Source organism: Nocardia crassostreae (genome assembly GCF_001613405.1).
In the GTDB taxonomy this organism is placed as follows: Bacteria; Actinomycetota; Actinomycetes; order Mycobacteriales; family Mycobacteriaceae; genus Nocardia; species Nocardia crassostreae.
In genome coordinates, this window is record NZ_BDCH01000002.1 from 1 (window position 1) to 15,303 (window position 15,303).

Genomic DNA, 15,303 nt, shown 5'->3' on the forward strand with positions numbered 1-15,303 from the left:
GGAGGGCAAATTAAACACAGCCACGAGCGATTCTCGAGGGCCCCACCCTCGACACCGTTCGACCAAGACCGCCCCCGAATCCAATCCCCGCAATGCAAATGCCCCCGGCCCAAAGGGCCGGGGGCACAAGACATCAGATCCGATCTACCCGAACCGACCAGAAATGTAGTCCTCAGTAGCCTTCTGCGACGGATTCGAGAAAATCTTCTCCGTCTCGTCGATCTCAACCAACTTGCCCGGCTTCCCCTGCGCCTCCAAGTTGAAGAACGCCGTCTGATCACTCACACGCGCAGCCTGCTGCATGTTGTGAGTCACGATCACGATCGTGAACTCCTTCTTCAACTCCGCGATCAGATCCTCGATCGCAAGCGTCGAGATAGGGTCCAGCGCCGAACAAGGCTCGTCCATCAGCAGCACATCCGGCGACACCGCAATCGCCCGCGCAATACACAACCGCTGCTGCTGACCACCCGAGAGCCCGCCACCCGGCTTGTCCAAGCGGTCCTTGACCTCGTTCCAAAGGTTCGCCCCCCGCAGCGACCGCTCGGCCACCTCTTCCAGCTGGGCCTTGTTGCGCACCCCCGACAGCTTCAGTCCGGCCACCACATTGTCGCGAATGGACATGGTGGGGAACGGGTTCGGGCGCTGGAACACCATGCCGATCGTCCGTCGCACGCCGACCGGGTCAACAGTCGCCCCGTAGATGTCTTCCCCATCCAGCAGCACCGCGCCCTCGACGCGCGCATCCGGCGTCTCCTCGTGCATCCGGTTCAACGACCGCAGCACAGTCGACTTCCCGCACCAGGAAGGACCGATGAACGCAGTCACACTGCGCGGCAGAACAGTCAACTTCACATCCGCCACGGCATGAAACTTGCCGTAGTAGATGTTCAAATCCTTGATGTCGATCCGCTTGGCCATCAGTAGTTTCCGTTCGCCTTCTATCGGTTCCGCGTGAGCAGCTTGTTGACTGCGGCCGCAGCCAGGTACAGCGCCGCAATGATCAGGATCAGGGTCAGCGCCGCACCCCAGACGCGCAGACGCCCCGCCGCTTCCGGGTTGGCCAGTTCCTGATAGATCATCAGGGGCAGCGAGGCCATATTGCCGTCGAACACGTTCATATTGATCGACCGGCTGTAACCCACCAGCACCAGCACCGGCGCGGTCTCACCCATGACACAGGCCAGCGCCAGCAGAATGCCGGAGATCATGCCGGGCGCCGCGGTCGGAATCACGATGCGCAGGATCGTCTTCCACTTGGGCACGCCCAGCGCATACGACGCCTCACGCAGTTCATCAGGCACCAGCTTGAGCATTTCCTCGCTGGACCGCACCACCACGGGCAGCATGAGCAGCACCAGCGCCAGCGACACCGCGAACGCGCTCTGCGGCATGCCGAAGGTGGCGATCCACAGCGCGAAGATGAACAGCGCCGCGACGATCGACGGCACACCGGCGAGAATGTCCACCATGAACGTGGTGGTCTTGGCCAGCCACCCCCGCCCGTATTCGACCAGGAACACCGCGGCCATGATGCCCAACGGCACCGCGATGACGGCGGCGATGGCGGACTGCACGATGGTGCCGTAGATGGCGTGGTAGACGCCGCCCGCGTTCTGTTCGGGCAGCACGCCGCGCTGCGATTTGGTCCACCAGTTGGCCGAGGCGATGGCCTCGATGCCATTGCTGAGCACCGTGTACAGCACCCACACCAGCGGAATCAGCGCGATGGCGAAGCACAGCCAGACAATGCCGGTGGCGAGGTTGTTGCGAATGCGGCGGCTGGTGCTGAGCTTGCGGAAGGTCGGCGCCTTGACCGGCTTGTCGAGCGTGGCGGTCATGCGTTCACCTTTCCACCGGCGGCGAGGCGCGCCAGCGCGTTCACCACGAAGGTCAGCGCGAAGAGCACGAAGCCGGCGGCGATGTACGCACCGGTCGGCAGCGCTTCATTGAATTCGGCGGCGGCCGAGGCGATCTTGGAGGCGAAGGTGAAGCCGCCGTCGAACAGCGACCAGTGCCCGGCCTGCGCCGCGGTGCGCAGCACGATCAGGACGGCGATGGTTTCGCCGAGCGCTCGGCCGAGTCCGAGCATGGAACCGGCGATCATGCCGGAGCGCCCGTAGGGCAGCACCGTCATGCGCACGACTTCCCATTTGGTGGCGCCCAGCGCCTGCGCCGCCTCGATGTGCGCCTTGGGGGTCAGGTTGAAGACCTCGCGGCTCACCGAGGTGATGATCGGCAGGATCATGACGGCCAGCACCACACCGGCGACGAAGATGGTGCCGCCGCCCGCGATGGTCACATTGCCGTCGGAGAACAGGAACAGCCAGCCGAGCTTGTCGTTCAGGAATTCCTGTACCGGCGCCAGCTGCGGGGCCAGCACCAGGAAGCCCCAGAGGCCGAACACGATGGAGGGCACGGCCGCCAGCAGATCCACCAGGATCGCGAACGGCCGCGCCAGCACCTTCGGGGCGTACTGGGTGAGACACAAGGCGATGCCCACGCCGATGGGCACCGCGATGAGCAGTGCGAACACCGAGCTGAGCACGGTCACCATGAACAGGTCACGGATACCGAAGTGCAGGTTGTCGGCGTCGCGGACGTCGAACTCCGTCGAGGTGAAGAAGTTCGACTCGTTGGCCATGACCGAGGGCACGGCGCGGATGAGAAGGAACAGCGCGATCAGCGCGATGGCGGCGACAATGGTCGCCCCGGCCGCCGTCGCCAGCGAGCGGAAGATGAATTCCGCCCGCTGATTGTGGGCCTTGCTCTTGGCTTTCGGCCTGGTGCTCGTCTTGGTAGACATGTGCGCAGTATCTCCGCCCGCCCGCGGGCCGGTCGAATCCGACTGGCCCGCGGCGGTCACTTCATCGTGCACGGTCATGGGATCGCGATCAGGAAATAGCGTTGACCGCGGTGGTCAGCTTGGTCTTGAAGGCGTCCGGGATCGGGATGTACCCGGCCTCGTCCAGGCCGTTCTGGCCGTTCTGGATGGCCGAGAGCATGAACGCCTTGACGGCCTTGCCGGTGTTCGCGTCGCTGTACTTCGAGCACACGATCTCATAGGTCGGCATGACCAGCGGGTAGGCGCCCGCGGTGGTCGGCTTGTAGAAGGCCGAGGTGTCCAGCACGAGGTCGTTGCCCTCGCCGGTGATCTTAGCGCCCGCGATGGCCTTACCGGCGGACTCGACGCTCAGCTCGACCGGCTTGGGGTCGTTGGAGGAGTCGACGGTGAGCAGCTTGGCGATGGACAGCTTCTGCGCCTTGGCGAAGGACCACTCGTTGTAGGTGATGGCGTTCACGGTGTTCTTGACCGCGGCCGAGGTGCCCTCGTTGCCCTTGGCGCCTTCGCCGATGCCGCCGTTGAAGGTCTTGCCCGCGCCCTTGCCCCACGCGCCGTTGGAGGCGGCGTCCAGGTAGAGCTGGAAGTTGTCGGTGGTGCCCGACTCGTCCGAGCGGTAGATCACGTTGATCTTCTCGGCGGGCAGGGTGGCCTTCTGGTTGAGCGCCTTGATGGCGACGTCGTCCCAGGAGGTGATGGTGCCGTTGAAGATCTTGGCCATGGTCGGGCCGTCCAGCACCAGATCGGTCACGCCGTTGATGTTGTAGGTGACGGCGATCGGGCCGAGGACGGTCGGCAGGTTCCAGGCCGGGGCGCCGCAGCGCTCGGCGGCCTTGGTGGGCTCGTCCTTCTTGAGCGGGGAGTCCGAGCCCGCGAAATCGGTCTGGCCGCCGAGGAATTCCTTGACGCCGGCGCCGGAGCCGCTGGAGGTGTAGTCCAGGCTGAAGCCGTCGCAGTTCTGCTGGTAGGCCGAGACGAAACGGTCCATCGCGTTCTTCTGCGAGGAGGCGCCGCTGGCCTTCAGGCTGGTCTTGCCGCCACAGGGCACGTCCACCTTGGCGACATTGTTTCCGGTCTCCTGCGTGTTGTCGTCACTGCCACACGCGGCGAGGGGCATGGCAACGACTGCCAGCACACCGACCAGGGCGCTGCTGCGCTTGAGATTCACCTGTTCCTCCGGGAATCACGGTCTAGCACGCCCAACCCCTCAACGGTTGGACAGGCGAATGTTGGTGGCTGTTCGCTGCGAACTCGCGCACCGGGCAGCGAGTGCTGCCCACAAGCAACGTATTTGTGTCCGGTAGACAGTTGGACCAGGGAAGGTGAACGGAGGGTGAACAACCCGGAGCGATTGCAACCTTTCTGTGTGACATTAGCCGCACTGTTGCCACATATCGGTTTGCCCCATGGTCGCCTTCGACCCGCGAGTGATCTACGCAACCGCGCGGGCGGCGGCGCGGGTCAGCTCGCGGCGTAGGCGGCGTCCACGTGCGACCGCTCGAAGCCGAGCTTGGCGTAGGTGCGCACCGCCGCGGTGTTGTCGGCCTCGGTGTAGAGCAGCACCGCGCCCAGCCCGCGGTCGCGCAGATATCGCAGTCCGGCCAGGGTGAGCAGGCGGCCGAGCCCGCGACCCTGGGCGGCCGGATCGACGCCCACCACGTAAACCTCACCGACCGGGGGGTTTTCCTCGTGATGCACCTTGGTCCAGTGGAAGCCGAGGATCTTGTCCGGCTCGGCCGGGTCGGCGGCGAGGAACAGTCCGGCGGGATCGAACCAGCCTTCGGCCCGGCGCACGGCGATATCGCGCTCGGTCCAGCCGCCCTGTTCCGGATGCCAGGAGAAGGCGGCATTGTTCACGCGCAGCACCTCGGCATCGTCGGAAGGCCCCGCGTAGGTGCGCAATTCCAGATTCTCCGGAACCGTCAATTCAGGTAGCTCGGAATTCGCCAGATCGCGGCGCATTTGCCACAATTCGCGCGCCACGCGCAACTCGAGCCGGGCAGCAACCGCCTGTGCGGCGGGCAGGTTTCCGTGCGCCCACACCCGCGCGCCCGTACCGCCCGCTGCCAGCGCCGATCGCACCAAGTTCGCCCCGATTCCCCGGCCGCGATGATCGGGATCCACAGCAACCTCCGCCATGGCGGGGTGCTCGTTATGTGCGGGGGCCAGATTCGCGTAACCGGCGACCACGCCGTCCACCGTCACGACGGCATGCCGGGCCGCGGGCTCGCCGGACAGCGACAGCACCGCCTGCTCCGAGACGGGCGCGACGCCATCGGCCGCGGTGGCACGTTCCAGCAGACCTCTCACCTCCGCGGCGGTCTCGTCGGGCAGCCGGTCGGTGAAGGAAGCCATCAGAAAGTGCCGTTCGCCGTGGTCATTTCGGGGTCGTCGGTGGATTCGGCATCCGGAAAGGTGACCGCATCGCCCTTGGCCCCGGCCGCGCGCGCCGGGCGCACCGCCTTGTGCCGACATTGCGGACCGTGCCGATGAGCGATTCGTATTCGCTGCCGAGCTTGGCGCGCAGCCGCCGCACGTGCACGTCCACGGTGCGGGTGCCGCCGAAGAAGTCGTAGCCCCACACCTCCTGGAGCAGCTGGGCGCGGGTGAACACCCGACCGGCGTGCTGCGCCAGGTATTTCAGTAGCTCGAACTCCTTGTAGGTGAGGTCGAGCGGGCGCCCGCGCAGGCGCGCGGTGTAGGTGCCCTCGTCGATCACCAGCTCACCCAGGGTGATCTTGCCGGTGTTCTCCGGGCTGGCGACGCCACCATTGCGGGCGACCAGTAGTCGCAGCCGCGCGTCCAGTTCGGCGGGACCGGTGCCGGGCAGCAGGATGTCGTCCAGCCCCCAGTCCGCATTCACCGCGACCAGGCCGCCTTCGGTGAGAACCGCCACCACCGGCACCGAGGATCCGGTGCTGCCCAGCAAACGACAAAGGCCGCGCGCGGCGGCCAGATCGGTGCGGGCGTCGACCAGTGCCACATCGGCGGAACCGGCCTCGAGCAGGGACGCCACCTCGGTGGGCGCGGGCCGCACGTGGTGCGGTAGCAACGCCAACGAGGGCAGCACCGACTCGGGGTTGGGGTCGGAGGTCAGCAGGAGCAGCTCCATGGGGGCCCTCCATCCCATCTGGCATGTGCGTGGCAACTGCTCTGTACGCCACGACGCCATGCTCGTCATCACAGGTAAGTCGGTGCCTACATTAGCGTGTCCACGGCCATGACCACGCAATCCGGGCAGCGTACGCCGGGCTCGGCAACCTCCTGATCTCGTGCGCTGTCCTCGAGATCACACCCGCGGCCGGTCCGGGGGCGGGTCCGGCGTGGACTGTGTTGGCCGACTCGCCGCCATCGGGCCCTACTAGGCTGCGACTCATGCATATCCGAAGGCTGATCATCGCGCTGCTCTGCGTGGCAGGGCTGGCCGTCGTGCTCGACTTCGGGTTCGCCGCGTACTCGGAATACCGCGTGTCGCGACTGCTGCGGGCCGGATCGGATCTCAGCTCCGATCCGGAGGTCACCTTCCACTCGTCGCTGCGGTATCCGTTCGCGACCCAGGCGCTCTCCGGCGATTTCCGCAATATCGACATCCGGGCCCGCGAAGTGCGGCCGGATATCCCGGGCAAGATCGTGGTCGAGGCCAATCTGCGGGGCGCGGAGCTCCCGTTCAGCAGCCTGGTGGACCGCACGGTGCGCGCGGTGCCGGTGGATGTGGTGGAGTCGCGCATCCGGATCGAGCCCAATGAGCTCGGGCGGCTGTTCAAGATTCCGGATCTGGAAGTCAAGAATCCGGATCAGCCGGTCTTCGGGCCGGGCAAGTCGGATGGTTTCGGCGGTATCGGCGGCGTCGGCGGCACCGGATTCCAGACCACGGCGACCATCGTCCTCAGCGGAAAGATCGCGGTGGACAGCACATCCGGCAATGGCGCGCTCATTGCCGACAGCCGCAATGGCCAGCTCGTGAGCGTGCTGGCGGATATGCGGCTGGTGGGCAACCAGGTGCATATCGCCGCGACCGATATCTATCGCGAACCCGACCCCGCCGCCTCCATCCCCATCGCCACCGAGGTCCCGGAGCTGGACAAGGCCAAGGTGCTGGCGCTGTTCACCCGCACCATCGACACCCACGGCCTGTCGTTCGGGGTCCGGCCCGCCAAGGTCAAGGCCGAGGGCGGGCAGATCGTGGTGGAGGGCCGCGAGGAGAAGGTCACCGTCGATCTGGATCGGCTGCAGCAGCCGTGATCGCCATCGGGGTTCTCGCCGCCGCCGTCGCCGCCGCGATCGGCGTGGGAATCCTGGTGCGCCGCACCGAAGGCCGGGTACGGACCAGCACCGGCTCGGAAACGCCTGCGGCCGAAGGTAATCGGGCCGCATTGCTGACCGCGGCCGGGGTGCTCCCGGGCCGCCCCACGGTCCTGCACTTCTCGGCCGACTGGTGCGGCCCCTGCGCGGCGGTGCGCCGCGTGGTGGGGGGCGTCGTCGCCGAACTGGCCGATGCCCCGGCCGCACCGCTCGATCTCGAGATCGATATCGATGCGAACCCGGCGCTGGCGCGCGAACTGAACGTGCTCTCGCTGCCCACTACCTTCGTGCTGGACGCCGATGGCCGGGAGCGGTACCGGATTTCCGGGGTTCCCAAGGCCGCCGATTTGCGCAGTTCATTAGGGCCTTTAACGGTCTCCGGGACGCCAGAGTGACCAGCATTACGAACCCCGGGTCCAATTTCCCCCGAAAATTGGGTAAACTCCCCCTCGTGCAATCCAACCGCGAGCTCATGCTCACCCGACGCCGCACGGTAGACCTGTGTCGGCTCGGTGGTTGTTGCTGCCTGTGCCGCTAGCCGGTCGGCCTTTCGTCTCTTCTGTCGCCGACCGGATTTGTCCCCGCCGTTGAGTGATCGCCTCGATCCTCCGGCGATCTGGCCATATAGACCATCCGCGCAGGAGCACACTCATGTCGAACCCGAACATCACCAAACCCCCTGAGGGACAGGTGGATGTCCGCGGCCCACGTTTCGCCGCCTGGATCACCACCGCAGTCCTGGCCCTCGTCCTGATCGTCGCCGTCTTCTCCGTCCCGCTCGCCGCCGCGCTCCTGGCCGTCCAGGCCGTGGTGTTCGCACTCGGCGCGGCCTCCGGTCCGCGGCGCAGCCCCTACGGGCGCATCTACGCCAGCGCCATCGCACCCCGCATCGGCCCGGCGCCGGAGCTGGAACCCGTTGCGCCGCTGCGGTTCGCACAGCGGGTCGGCTTCGTCTTCGCCGCGCTCGGCGTGCTGGGCTTCGCCGCGGGCAGTCCGGTCGCCGGTGCGATCTTCACCGGTTTCGCCTTGTTCGCGGCCTTCCTGAACGCGGCCTTCGGCATCTGCCTGGGCTGCAAGACCTACCCACTCGTCACGCGGTTCGTCCCGAAATCCGCGCCGACCCACCCGAATCCCACCGCCTGACTCCGGCACCACCCTCGAAAGGAACAACATGGCTCGCGCCGATGTCCTGGTCTCCGCAGACTGGGTCGAAGAGAACCTGAACACCCCGGGCGTCGTGCTCGTCGAGGTCGATGAAGACACCTCGGCCTACGACCTTGGCCACATCGAAGGGGCGGTCCGCCTCGACTGGAAGAAGGATCTGCAGGACCAGGTCCGGCGTGACTTCGTCAACCGGGAGCAGTTCTCCGAGCTGCTGTCGGCCCGCGGCATCGGCAACGACGACACCGTCGTGCTGTACGGCGGCAACAACAACTGGTTCGCGGCCTACGCGTACTGGTACTTCAAGCTCTACGGCCACCAGGACGTGAAGCTGCTCGACGGCGGCCGCAAGAAGTGGGAGCTGGACGGCCGCCCGCTGGTCAAGGATGTCAAGGTGCGCCCGGCCGCCGCCTACAAGGCGTCCGAGCAGGATCTGTCCATCCGCGCCTTCCGCGACAAGGCCATCAACGCCATCGGCGTCAAGAACCTGGTCGACGTGCGCTCCCCCGACGAGTTCTCCGGCAAGATCCTGGCCCCGGCCCACCTGCCGCAGGAGCAGTCGCAGCGTCCCGGCCACATCCCGGGCGCGATCAATGTGCCGTGGTCCAAGGCCGCGAACGAGGACGGCACCTTCAAGTCCGACGACGAGCTCGCCTCCATCTACAAGGAGGCCGGTCTGGACGGCGAGAAGGAGACCATCGCCTACTGCCGCATCGGCGAGCGCTCCTCGCACACCTGGTTCGTGCTGCAGGAGCTGCTGGGCCACAAGAACGTGAAGAATTACGATGGGAGCTGGACCGAGTACGGCTCCCTCGTCGGTGCACCGATCGAGTTGGGAGCGTAATCAATATGTGTGCAGCACCTACCCAGGGTCAGGCCATCCCCGCAGGCGTCGATGTGGAGAAGGAGACGGTCATCACCGGCCGCGTCCTGACCGCTGACGGCCAGACCGTCGGTGGCGCGTTCGTGCGCCTGCTGGACGGCAATGGCGATTTCACCGCCGAGGTCGTCGCCTCGGGCACCGGTGATTTCCGCTTCTTCGCGGCGCCGGGCAACTGGACCATTCGCGCGCTGTCTGCGTCGGGCAACGGCACCGCCGAGGTCGCGCCGGACGGCGCGGGCATCCACAACGTGGACGTCACCGTCGCGAAGTAATTTCGCCCATCTCTTGGGATTCTCAGGGGCTCACGCCCCTGAGACCCCATGGGGGATCAAGCGGAACGGCCTCGGGAATCCTTTTCCCGGGGCCGTTTTCATGTCCGGACTCCCGGCCGCTAGACTCCGACACGTGGTGCTTGCCTTCGAGATTCTGCTGGTTCTCGTCTCCGTACTGATCGCGTGGTTCGGTCTGTACGTCCTCTACCGGCTGTTCACCGAGTCGTGAGCGATTCGGCGAGCGGGAACGTCGAGAACACAACGGCCAACGGCACGGCGTCGGAGACGCCGGGCGGTCGTGACGATGCCGTGCGACGCAGTGGCGACCAAGCGGTCGCCGAGGCTGCCGAGCGCGCGAAATCGACCGGCGTCCTGAACATTCCCACGCTCGCCGGGCTCCCCTTGCCCGAGGACACCGCGAATCTGCGCCTCGGACCCGATCTAAGCTCCTCCATGCTCGCGCTGCTGCCGCTGGTCGGCGTGTGGCGCGGCGAGGGCGAGGGCAACCATCCCGACAATGGCGACTACCGCTTCGGTCAGCAGATCGTCGTCTCCCACGATGGCGGCGACTACCTGAGCTGGGAGGCCCGCTCCTGGGTCATCGACGCCAAGGGCGAGTACTCCGGTCCGGATCTGCGCGAGAGCGGCTTCTGGCGGGTCGGCATCGACGGTGACGACGAGGTCCTCGAGCTCCTGCTCACCCACTCCTCCGGCGTCGTCGAACTCTTCTACGGCCAGGCCCTCACCCAGTCCTCCTGGGAGCTCGCCACCGATGTGGTGATCCGCAGCCAGTCCGGCATCGTGGTCGGCGGCGCCAAGCGCCTCTACGGCATTGTCGAAGGCGGCGACCTCGGCTACGTCGAGGAGCGCATCACCCCCGACGGCACCCTCGAACCCCGCCTGTCCGCGCGTCTGCAGCGCTACATCGGCTGATCAGTCGACCTCCTCGGCGGCCCGCTGAAAGGCGTCCGCCGCCTTGGCGAAGTAGTCGAACAGCACGTCCCGCTGCTCCGGCGTGTACTCACCGATGATCTCGCCGATCCGGCGGCGCGCCGGAGCCAGCACCTTGTCCAGATCGGCGGGTCTCCCGATCGGCTCCACCATCGCCTTGCGCCGGTCCCCCATATCCGCGACCCGCCGCACATAGCCCGCCGCCTCCAGCCGATCGATGAGCCGCGTGGTCGGACCGCTGGTAAGCCCGGTGCGCGCACCCAATTCACCGGGCGTCATGGCCCTGCTCAACTCGAGCACATTGAGCGCGTACAGATCCGTGGCCCCCAGTCCCACCGCCCTCGCCCCCGCCTGCGCATGCAATACCATGGCGCTCAGATAGCGCCGATATACCTGATGCCCATCCCCTGCAGAACCTGTTGACACGGCGGCCATCCCTCTAGAGTCCATCGTCGAAGAAGATACTTCCCCAAAGAAGATAGCTCAGCCCCGCCGATCGAGCTCCGCCAGATCGATCCGTGCCGGATACGGCACCGCCACATCGAATCGACCGCTGAAGATGCCCACTGCCACATAGCAATTGGTGACCGGGTCGAGTTCGTAGGCGTATACGACGGCTTGGGTGTCGCGATGCTCGACACGCCAGTAGTAAGGGATACGAGCCCGTGCGTACTTACCCGGTTTCGTCTCCCGGTCCCGCTCCACGGAATCCGGAGAAACCACTTCCACCGCCAGGATGACGTCCTCCGCGAAGTAGTACGTCGAAGGGTCGGTGCGAGCGAAGGCCTCCGCTGTCACGACAAGGACATCGGGTTCGGGCATCTGCCGTTTGTCGAGCCTGACCGACATCTCTCGGTCGGCTCGCAGATGTGGGGGCGCCTGTAGGTCGAGTTCGCGCCGGAAGAGATCGATGACACGTCGATGCCACTTCTCCTGCGGGCTCACGAAGACAAGACCCCCGTCGATCAGTTCGGTGTGCCGAGGCAATCCGCGCAGCTGCAGGAACTCTTCGACTGTGTACCCCCCGGGCGGGTGCACCCAGTCGGGCAGCGGCTCAACGGTCATGTCATCAGAGTAATCGCTGGTCGGAGGAGATAAGCCGGAAAGGGAACGACCCCCGAGTCTGTGACCGCGGATGCAACTCACGCGATCCGGTCGGACAAGACCGGAGACTCGGGGGCCGGGTGACTGCCTGGATTTCGCTAGGCGTTCGCGCCATGGAATCCATTGCAGCGGTGGCGACTAGCGGACAGCCACCTCACGTGTCCTGGAATTACTCATTCTTGGAACCACCTCCTTCCTCGTGTACCGAGAAAGTTAGTCGCACACGCGATCCGCGGCAACGCATTTTCTCAGACTGCGAAAATCGCAGATCAGCGATGGTTTGCGGGAATAAGGCGGGTGATGGAGATGTCACCGTCCGCGGCGACCTCCACGAGGGTGTCGGCGCGGTGGTCCGGGGGCAGTTGATGGGTGACCACCACGACGGTCCGATCGGGGGCGACCAGGCCGCTGGCATCGTCGAGGAGGCGGCGGAGCAGGTCCGCGCCGGGCTCGGCCTCGAGATGTTCGGTGGGTTCGTCGAGGAGCAGCACCCGCGCCGGGGACAGCAGGGCACGGGCGAGCAGGATGCGACGGCGCTGACCACCGGAGACGGCCGCGGCGCCGCCGATCAGATCGGTGTGCACGCCCTCGGACAGCGAGTCGAGCCAGTCCCCCGCACCCACCGCGCGCAGCGCGTCCTCGGCCTCCTGCTCGGTGATGTCGCCGCGAGCGACACGCAGGTTCTCGAGGACCGTCGTACCGAACAGGTGCGCATCCTCCGCGAAGAAGGTGGCATCGGGGCGCGGCGTGCCGAACAGCCCCGCCCAGGCCATGAGCAGCGTGGTCTTGCCCGCCCCGCTGGGCCCGGTGACCGCGATGCGGCGGCCGTCCGGCAGTGGCGGGAAATCCATTGCGGGACCCTCGGATTCGGACCGCTCCAGCCGCGCCAGGCGATGCAGCGCCGCCCGGCCGGTGGTGAGCGCCTGCGCGGCCGCCGGGAGCACCGCCACGGCCTCGAAGGCCGACAGCGGAACCAGCACCAGCACCGCGAACGCCATGGGCGTGATGCCGCCGCCCGGAATGGTCTGGAACCCGTCCGTGGCAACCATCGGCCCGGCGCCGTAGAGCACCATGCCGATGAGCAGCGCGCCCAGCACACTCGCACCGATGGCGAGCGGCAGCACTGCCGCCGACCACGCGGTGTGCGATGCGGCGCGATCCTCGGCCGCGACATCACGCCCCCCTGCCCGCTCCGCAGCCTCGATCGCATTCGAAAGCCGTCCCGCGACCCGCAATTCGGGCGCATGGTCGAGAACCGTCAACGCCTCGGCCGTGAACTCGGTCCGATCGGCGCGCACCGCCACTTCGGCCTCCCGCGCGGCCCGTGCCGACAGCCACGGCGCGACGACACCGGAAACGCCCAGCGCCACAGCGAGAATCAGAGCGGCGGGAGTCGAAATGCAGGCCAGCAGCCCAACGGCCGCGACCGACAATACGATCGCGACCGCGATCGGCACGAACGCCCGCACCACCACCGCCCCCAGATCATCGATATCCCCCATGACCCGCCCGAGCAGCTCCCCCCGCCGCATCCGAGTCGGATCTCCCTGCCCCACACCCTCTTCCGAGCCGCCGCTGCGCCGCGGCCGCCAGACATCGGCCCCGGCCAACGCACCATAAGTACTGGTCCGCGCCAAGTTCATCGACCGCAACGCCACATAGTGGGTAGCCAGCCGCTCCAAATACCGGCACACTCCCCGCGCAATCCCCAAGGCCCGCACCGTCACCACCGCAATGGTCAAATCCAGCACCGGCGGCATCTCCCACGCCCGCGCGATCAACCACGCCGCCAACGCCGCCAACCCGAGCCCACTCCCGAGCGCCGCCACTCCCCCGAGGATCGACACCGCCATTCGCCACGGCGACAGCTCGAGCAGCCCTCGGATCCGCCGGAAGTCGGCCGCTATCGCATTCATCGAACACTCACCACATTCGGTCGGGACATGCGTTCTCCGGCAGGTTCGCCCGGTTCCTCGTCCCCGTCCTGCGCGCTGACGTGCGGCTCACGGGTTGCGTCCGAAGCGGTGGCGTGAACCGGAATCGTCCGGTCCGCGATCGCGAGGACGGTGGAGCGGTGGCCGACGATCACGACGGTGGCTCCGGCACGTGCACGGGCGGTGAGGGCGGTGAGGACTCGGGCTTCCGCGGCCGGATCGAGGTGGGCGGTGGGTTCGTCCAGGAGGAGGACGCCGCGGTCGGCGGCCAGGGTGCGGGTGAGGGCGAGGCGTTGGCGCTGGCCCAGGGAGAGGCCGGTGCCGCCGGTGCCGACCAGGGTGTTCCAGCCGTCCGGGAGTTCCGCCAGCACGGTGTCGAATCCGGTTGCGCGGCAGGCTGCTTCGAGGGCGGCGTGGTCGGCGGGTGGGCCGAGGAGTTCGAGGTTCTCCCGGAGGGTGCCGGGGACCAGGACCGGGCGCTGGGGCAGCCAGGCCACATGGGACCACCAGCTGTCCGGATCCAGGGCCGGGACCGGGGTGTCGTCCACCGTCACCGTGCCCGCGTCGGGCGTGATCAGGCCCAGGATCGCCTGCAGGGTGGTGGATTTGCCGCAGCCGTTGGGGCCGGTGAGGACCGTGACGCTGCCGGGGCGCAGATCCGCGTACAGGCCATCGGGCGCGAAGCCGTCACGGGCGGCGATGCTGAGGTCCCGAATGACAATGCGGCCCTGGAACTCCCGTTCCCCGAGGCGCCGTTCGGGCGCGCGGTCGGTGAGGTCGGGAGTACGCCGGTCCGGTACGGCCGGATCCAGGACGGCGAAAGCCCTTTCAGCGGCTGCCATGCCGTCCTGGGCGGCGTGGAAGCGTTCACCGACGGTGTGCAGGGGGAGGTAGACCTCGGGGGCGAGGACGAGGGCCAGGATGCCCGCGTAGAGGCCCATATTGCCGAAGACCAGGCGCATGCCGATGGATACGGCCACCAGGGCGACGCAGAGGGTGGCGAGGGATTCCAGGACCATGGAGGACAGGAAGGCCATGCGGAGGGTGGACATGGTGCGGCGGTGCAGGGCGTCGCCGAGGTCGCGGACGCGGTGGCGCATGGTGGTGCGCGAATCATCCGCCGCGGCAGTGTCGTCGGTGGCGGCGGGAGATGCGCAGGGGTGCGCGCTTTCTCGGCCGAGGGCGCGCAAGGTGGGCATACCGGCGAACAGGTCCAGGAGTTGATCCGACAGCCGGGTGGTGGCGGCCAGGGTCTCTTTGGCGCGGCCCTGGGTGAGCAGGCCGATGAGGATCATGAAGATCGGGATGAGCGGCAGGGTGACGGCGATGATCGCCCCGGAGATCCAGTCGTGGGCCGCGACGACGGCCAGCACGATGGGCGGGATCAGGCAGGCCAGCAGCAGGGCGGGCAGGTACCCGGCCAGGTAGGCGCGCAGCCCGCTCAGACCGGAGCCGACGACCACCGCCAATTCGGTGCGGCGCGACTCCAATTCGCGCGGCGGGAGCTGTGCGCCGGTGCGCAGGACGGCGGTCTCGAGTTCGGCCACCACCTGCGCTCCGGCGCGGTGCGCGAGCCGGGACTGCCACCAGGTGGCGGTGACCCGGATCAGTACGGCGACGGCGAAGATCGCCAGTTCGGCCGTCCACGAACCGATCTCGCGACGGGACGGATCGGTGATGACACCGGCGAGGACCCGCGCCAGGGCGAGCGCCGCGACCACGATGCAGAGCGTGGTCGCCAGCGACAGGCCCGCGCTGAGCGCGAGATACCGTCGGGCCGAGCGGGCGTGCCGCCACAGGCGCGGGTCTACCGGTCGTGCCATTTATCGAATCCGTACTGTCGGCATCAGTGTG

15 protein-coding genes and 1 pseudogene are annotated in these 15,303 nt (G+C 67.3%); 6 read left to right on the forward strand and 10 right to left on the reverse strand.

The window, feature by feature from the left end:
• Window positions 1–144: 144 nt before the first annotated feature.
• The 6 genes and pseudogenes from pstB to NC4_RS00790 all read right to left on the reverse strand — a co-directional run bounded on the left by pstB (window position 145) and on the right by NC4_RS00790 (window position 5,954).
• On the reverse strand, window positions 145–921 hold the full coding sequence (gene pstB, locus NC4_RS00765) for a phosphate ABC transporter ATP-binding protein PstB (protein ID WP_067531130.1): 777 nt from the start codon (window positions 919–921) through the stop codon (window positions 145–147).
• Window positions 922–941: 20 nt separating this feature from the next.
• Complete coding sequence (pstA, locus tag NC4_RS00770; protein WP_067531132.1) at window positions 942–1,841, reverse strand: phosphate ABC transporter permease PstA; 900 nt, start codon at window positions 1,839–1,841, stop codon at window positions 942–944.
• The gene (pstC, locus tag NC4_RS00775; protein ID WP_067531285.1) at window positions 1,838–2,806 is read right to left on the reverse strand and encodes a phosphate ABC transporter permease subunit PstC; all 969 of its coding nucleotides are present in this window, start codon (window positions 2,804–2,806) and stop codon (window positions 1,838–1,840) included. Before pstC ends, pstA begins: the two co-directional genes overlap by 4 nt.
• 88 nt (window positions 2,807–2,894) lie before the next feature.
• Window positions 2,895–4,010, reverse strand: coding sequence for a phosphate ABC transporter substrate-binding protein PstS (gene pstS / locus NC4_RS00780; protein WP_067531134.1), 1,116 nt, complete (start codon window positions 4,008–4,010; stop codon window positions 2,895–2,897).
• A gap of 293 nt (window positions 4,011–4,303) precedes the next feature.
• A complete protein-coding gene (gene mshD / locus NC4_RS00785; protein WP_067531136.1) occupies window positions 4,304–5,197 on the reverse strand; it encodes a mycothiol synthase in 894 nt (297 codons plus the stop codon).
• Window positions 5,197–5,954 (reverse strand): annotated as a pseudogene (locus NC4_RS00790) (winged helix-turn-helix transcriptional regulator). Before NC4_RS00790 ends, mshD begins: the two are co-directional and overlap by 1 nt.
• A gap of 263 nt (window positions 5,955–6,217) precedes the next feature.
• On the opposite strand from NC4_RS00790, the gene NC4_RS00795 reads away from it, so the two are divergent.
• The 6 genes from NC4_RS00795 to NC4_RS00820 all read left to right on the forward strand — a co-directional run bounded on the left by NC4_RS00795 (window position 6,218) and on the right by NC4_RS00820 (window position 10,393).
• On the forward strand, window positions 6,218–7,084 hold the full coding sequence (locus NC4_RS00795; protein WP_067531138.1) for an LmeA family phospholipid-binding protein: 867 nt from the start codon (window positions 6,218–6,220) through the stop codon (window positions 7,082–7,084).
• Window positions 7,081–7,539: a TlpA family protein disulfide reductase gene (locus NC4_RS00800; RefSeq protein WP_067531140.1), complete on the forward strand. Its 459-nt coding sequence runs from the start codon at window positions 7,081–7,083 to the stop codon at window positions 7,537–7,539. The genes NC4_RS00795 and NC4_RS00800 overlap by 4 nt, the downstream gene beginning before the upstream one ends.
• Window positions 7,540–7,795: 256 nt before the next feature.
• A complete protein-coding gene (locus NC4_RS00805; RefSeq protein WP_084528326.1) occupies window positions 7,796–8,287 on the forward strand; it encodes a DUF4395 domain-containing protein in 492 nt (163 codons plus the stop codon).
• A 28-nt stretch (window positions 8,288–8,315) separates the two neighbouring features.
• The gene (locus NC4_RS00810; RefSeq protein WP_067531144.1) at window positions 8,316–9,149 is read left to right on the forward strand and encodes a sulfurtransferase; all 834 of its coding nucleotides are present in this window, start codon (window positions 8,316–8,318) and stop codon (window positions 9,147–9,149) included.
• A gap of 5 nt (window positions 9,150–9,154) precedes the next feature.
• A complete protein-coding gene (locus tag NC4_RS00815; protein ID WP_067531146.1) occupies window positions 9,155–9,460 on the forward strand; it encodes a DUF1416 domain-containing protein in 306 nt (101 codons plus the stop codon).
• Between the two features lie 225 nt (window positions 9,461–9,685).
• Window positions 9,686–10,393: a heme-binding beta-barrel domain-containing protein gene (locus NC4_RS00820; RefSeq protein WP_439957464.1), complete on the forward strand. Its 708-nt coding sequence runs from the start codon at window positions 9,686–9,688 to the stop codon at window positions 10,391–10,393.
• Here the strand turns inward: NC4_RS00820 and NC4_RS00825 are convergent, their stop codons facing one another.
• From NC4_RS00825 to cydD, 4 genes are all read right to left on the reverse strand, one after another.
• Window positions 10,394–10,837 carry a MarR family winged helix-turn-helix transcriptional regulator gene (locus NC4_RS00825; RefSeq protein WP_245721429.1) on the reverse strand — a complete coding sequence of 148 codons (444 nt, stop codon included), beginning with the start codon at window positions 10,835–10,837 and terminating at the stop codon, window positions 10,394–10,396.
• A 57-nt stretch (window positions 10,838–10,894) separates the two neighbouring features.
• The gene (locus tag NC4_RS00830; RefSeq protein ID WP_067531150.1) at window positions 10,895–11,476 is read right to left on the reverse strand and encodes a Uma2 family endonuclease; all 582 of its coding nucleotides are present in this window, start codon (window positions 11,474–11,476) and stop codon (window positions 10,895–10,897) included.
• A 308-nt stretch (window positions 11,477–11,784) separates the two neighbouring features.
• Window positions 11,785–13,431 (reverse strand): ATP-binding cassette domain-containing protein, encoded by a 1,647-nt coding sequence (locus tag NC4_RS00835; protein WP_067531152.1) that lies wholly within the window; start codon window positions 13,429–13,431, stop codon window positions 11,785–11,787.
• Window positions 13,428–15,272 carry a thiol reductant ABC exporter subunit CydD gene (gene cydD / locus NC4_RS00840; RefSeq protein ID WP_067531154.1) on the reverse strand — a complete coding sequence of 615 codons (1,845 nt, stop codon included), beginning with the start codon at window positions 15,270–15,272 and terminating at the stop codon, window positions 13,428–13,430. Before cydD ends, NC4_RS00835 begins: the two co-directional genes overlap by 4 nt.
• Between the last annotated feature and the right edge of the window lie 31 nt (window positions 15,273–15,303).

Coding starts and splice junctions, on each gene's coding strand:
- pstB (WP_067531130.1), bottom strand. CDS start 921: ATGGCCAAGCGGATCGACATCAAGGATTTGAACATCTACTACGGCAAG.
- pstA (WP_067531132.1), bottom strand. CDS start 1,841: ATGACCGCCACGCTCGACAAGCCGGTCAAGGCGCCGACCTTCCGCAAG.
- pstC (WP_067531285.1), bottom strand. CDS start 2,806: ATGTCTACCAAGACGAGCACCAGGCCGAAAGCCAAGAGCAAGGCCCAC.
- mshD (WP_067531136.1), bottom strand. CDS start 5,197: ATGGCTTCCTTCACCGACCGGCTGCCCGACGAGACCGCCGCGGAGGTG.
- NC4_RS00795 (WP_067531138.1), top strand. CDS start 6,218: ATGCATATCCGAAGGCTGATCATCGCGCTGCTCTGCGTGGCAGGGCTG.
- NC4_RS00805 (WP_084528326.1), top strand. CDS start 7,796: ATGTCGAACCCGAACATCACCAAACCCCCTGAGGGACAGGTGGATGTC.
- NC4_RS00810 (WP_067531144.1), top strand. CDS start 8,316: ATGGCTCGCGCCGATGTCCTGGTCTCCGCAGACTGGGTCGAAGAGAAC.
- NC4_RS00815 (WP_067531146.1), top strand. CDS start 9,155: ATGTGTGCAGCACCTACCCAGGGTCAGGCCATCCCCGCAGGCGTCGAT.
- NC4_RS00830 (WP_067531150.1), bottom strand. CDS start 11,476: ATGACCGTTGAGCCGCTGCCCGACTGGGTGCACCCGCCCGGGGGGTAC.
- NC4_RS00835 (WP_067531152.1), bottom strand. CDS start 13,431: ATGAATGCGATAGCGGCCGACTTCCGGCGGATCCGAGGGCTGCTCGAG.
- cydD (WP_067531154.1), bottom strand. CDS start 15,272: ATGGCACGACCGGTAGACCCGCGCCTGTGGCGGCACGCCCGCTCGGCC.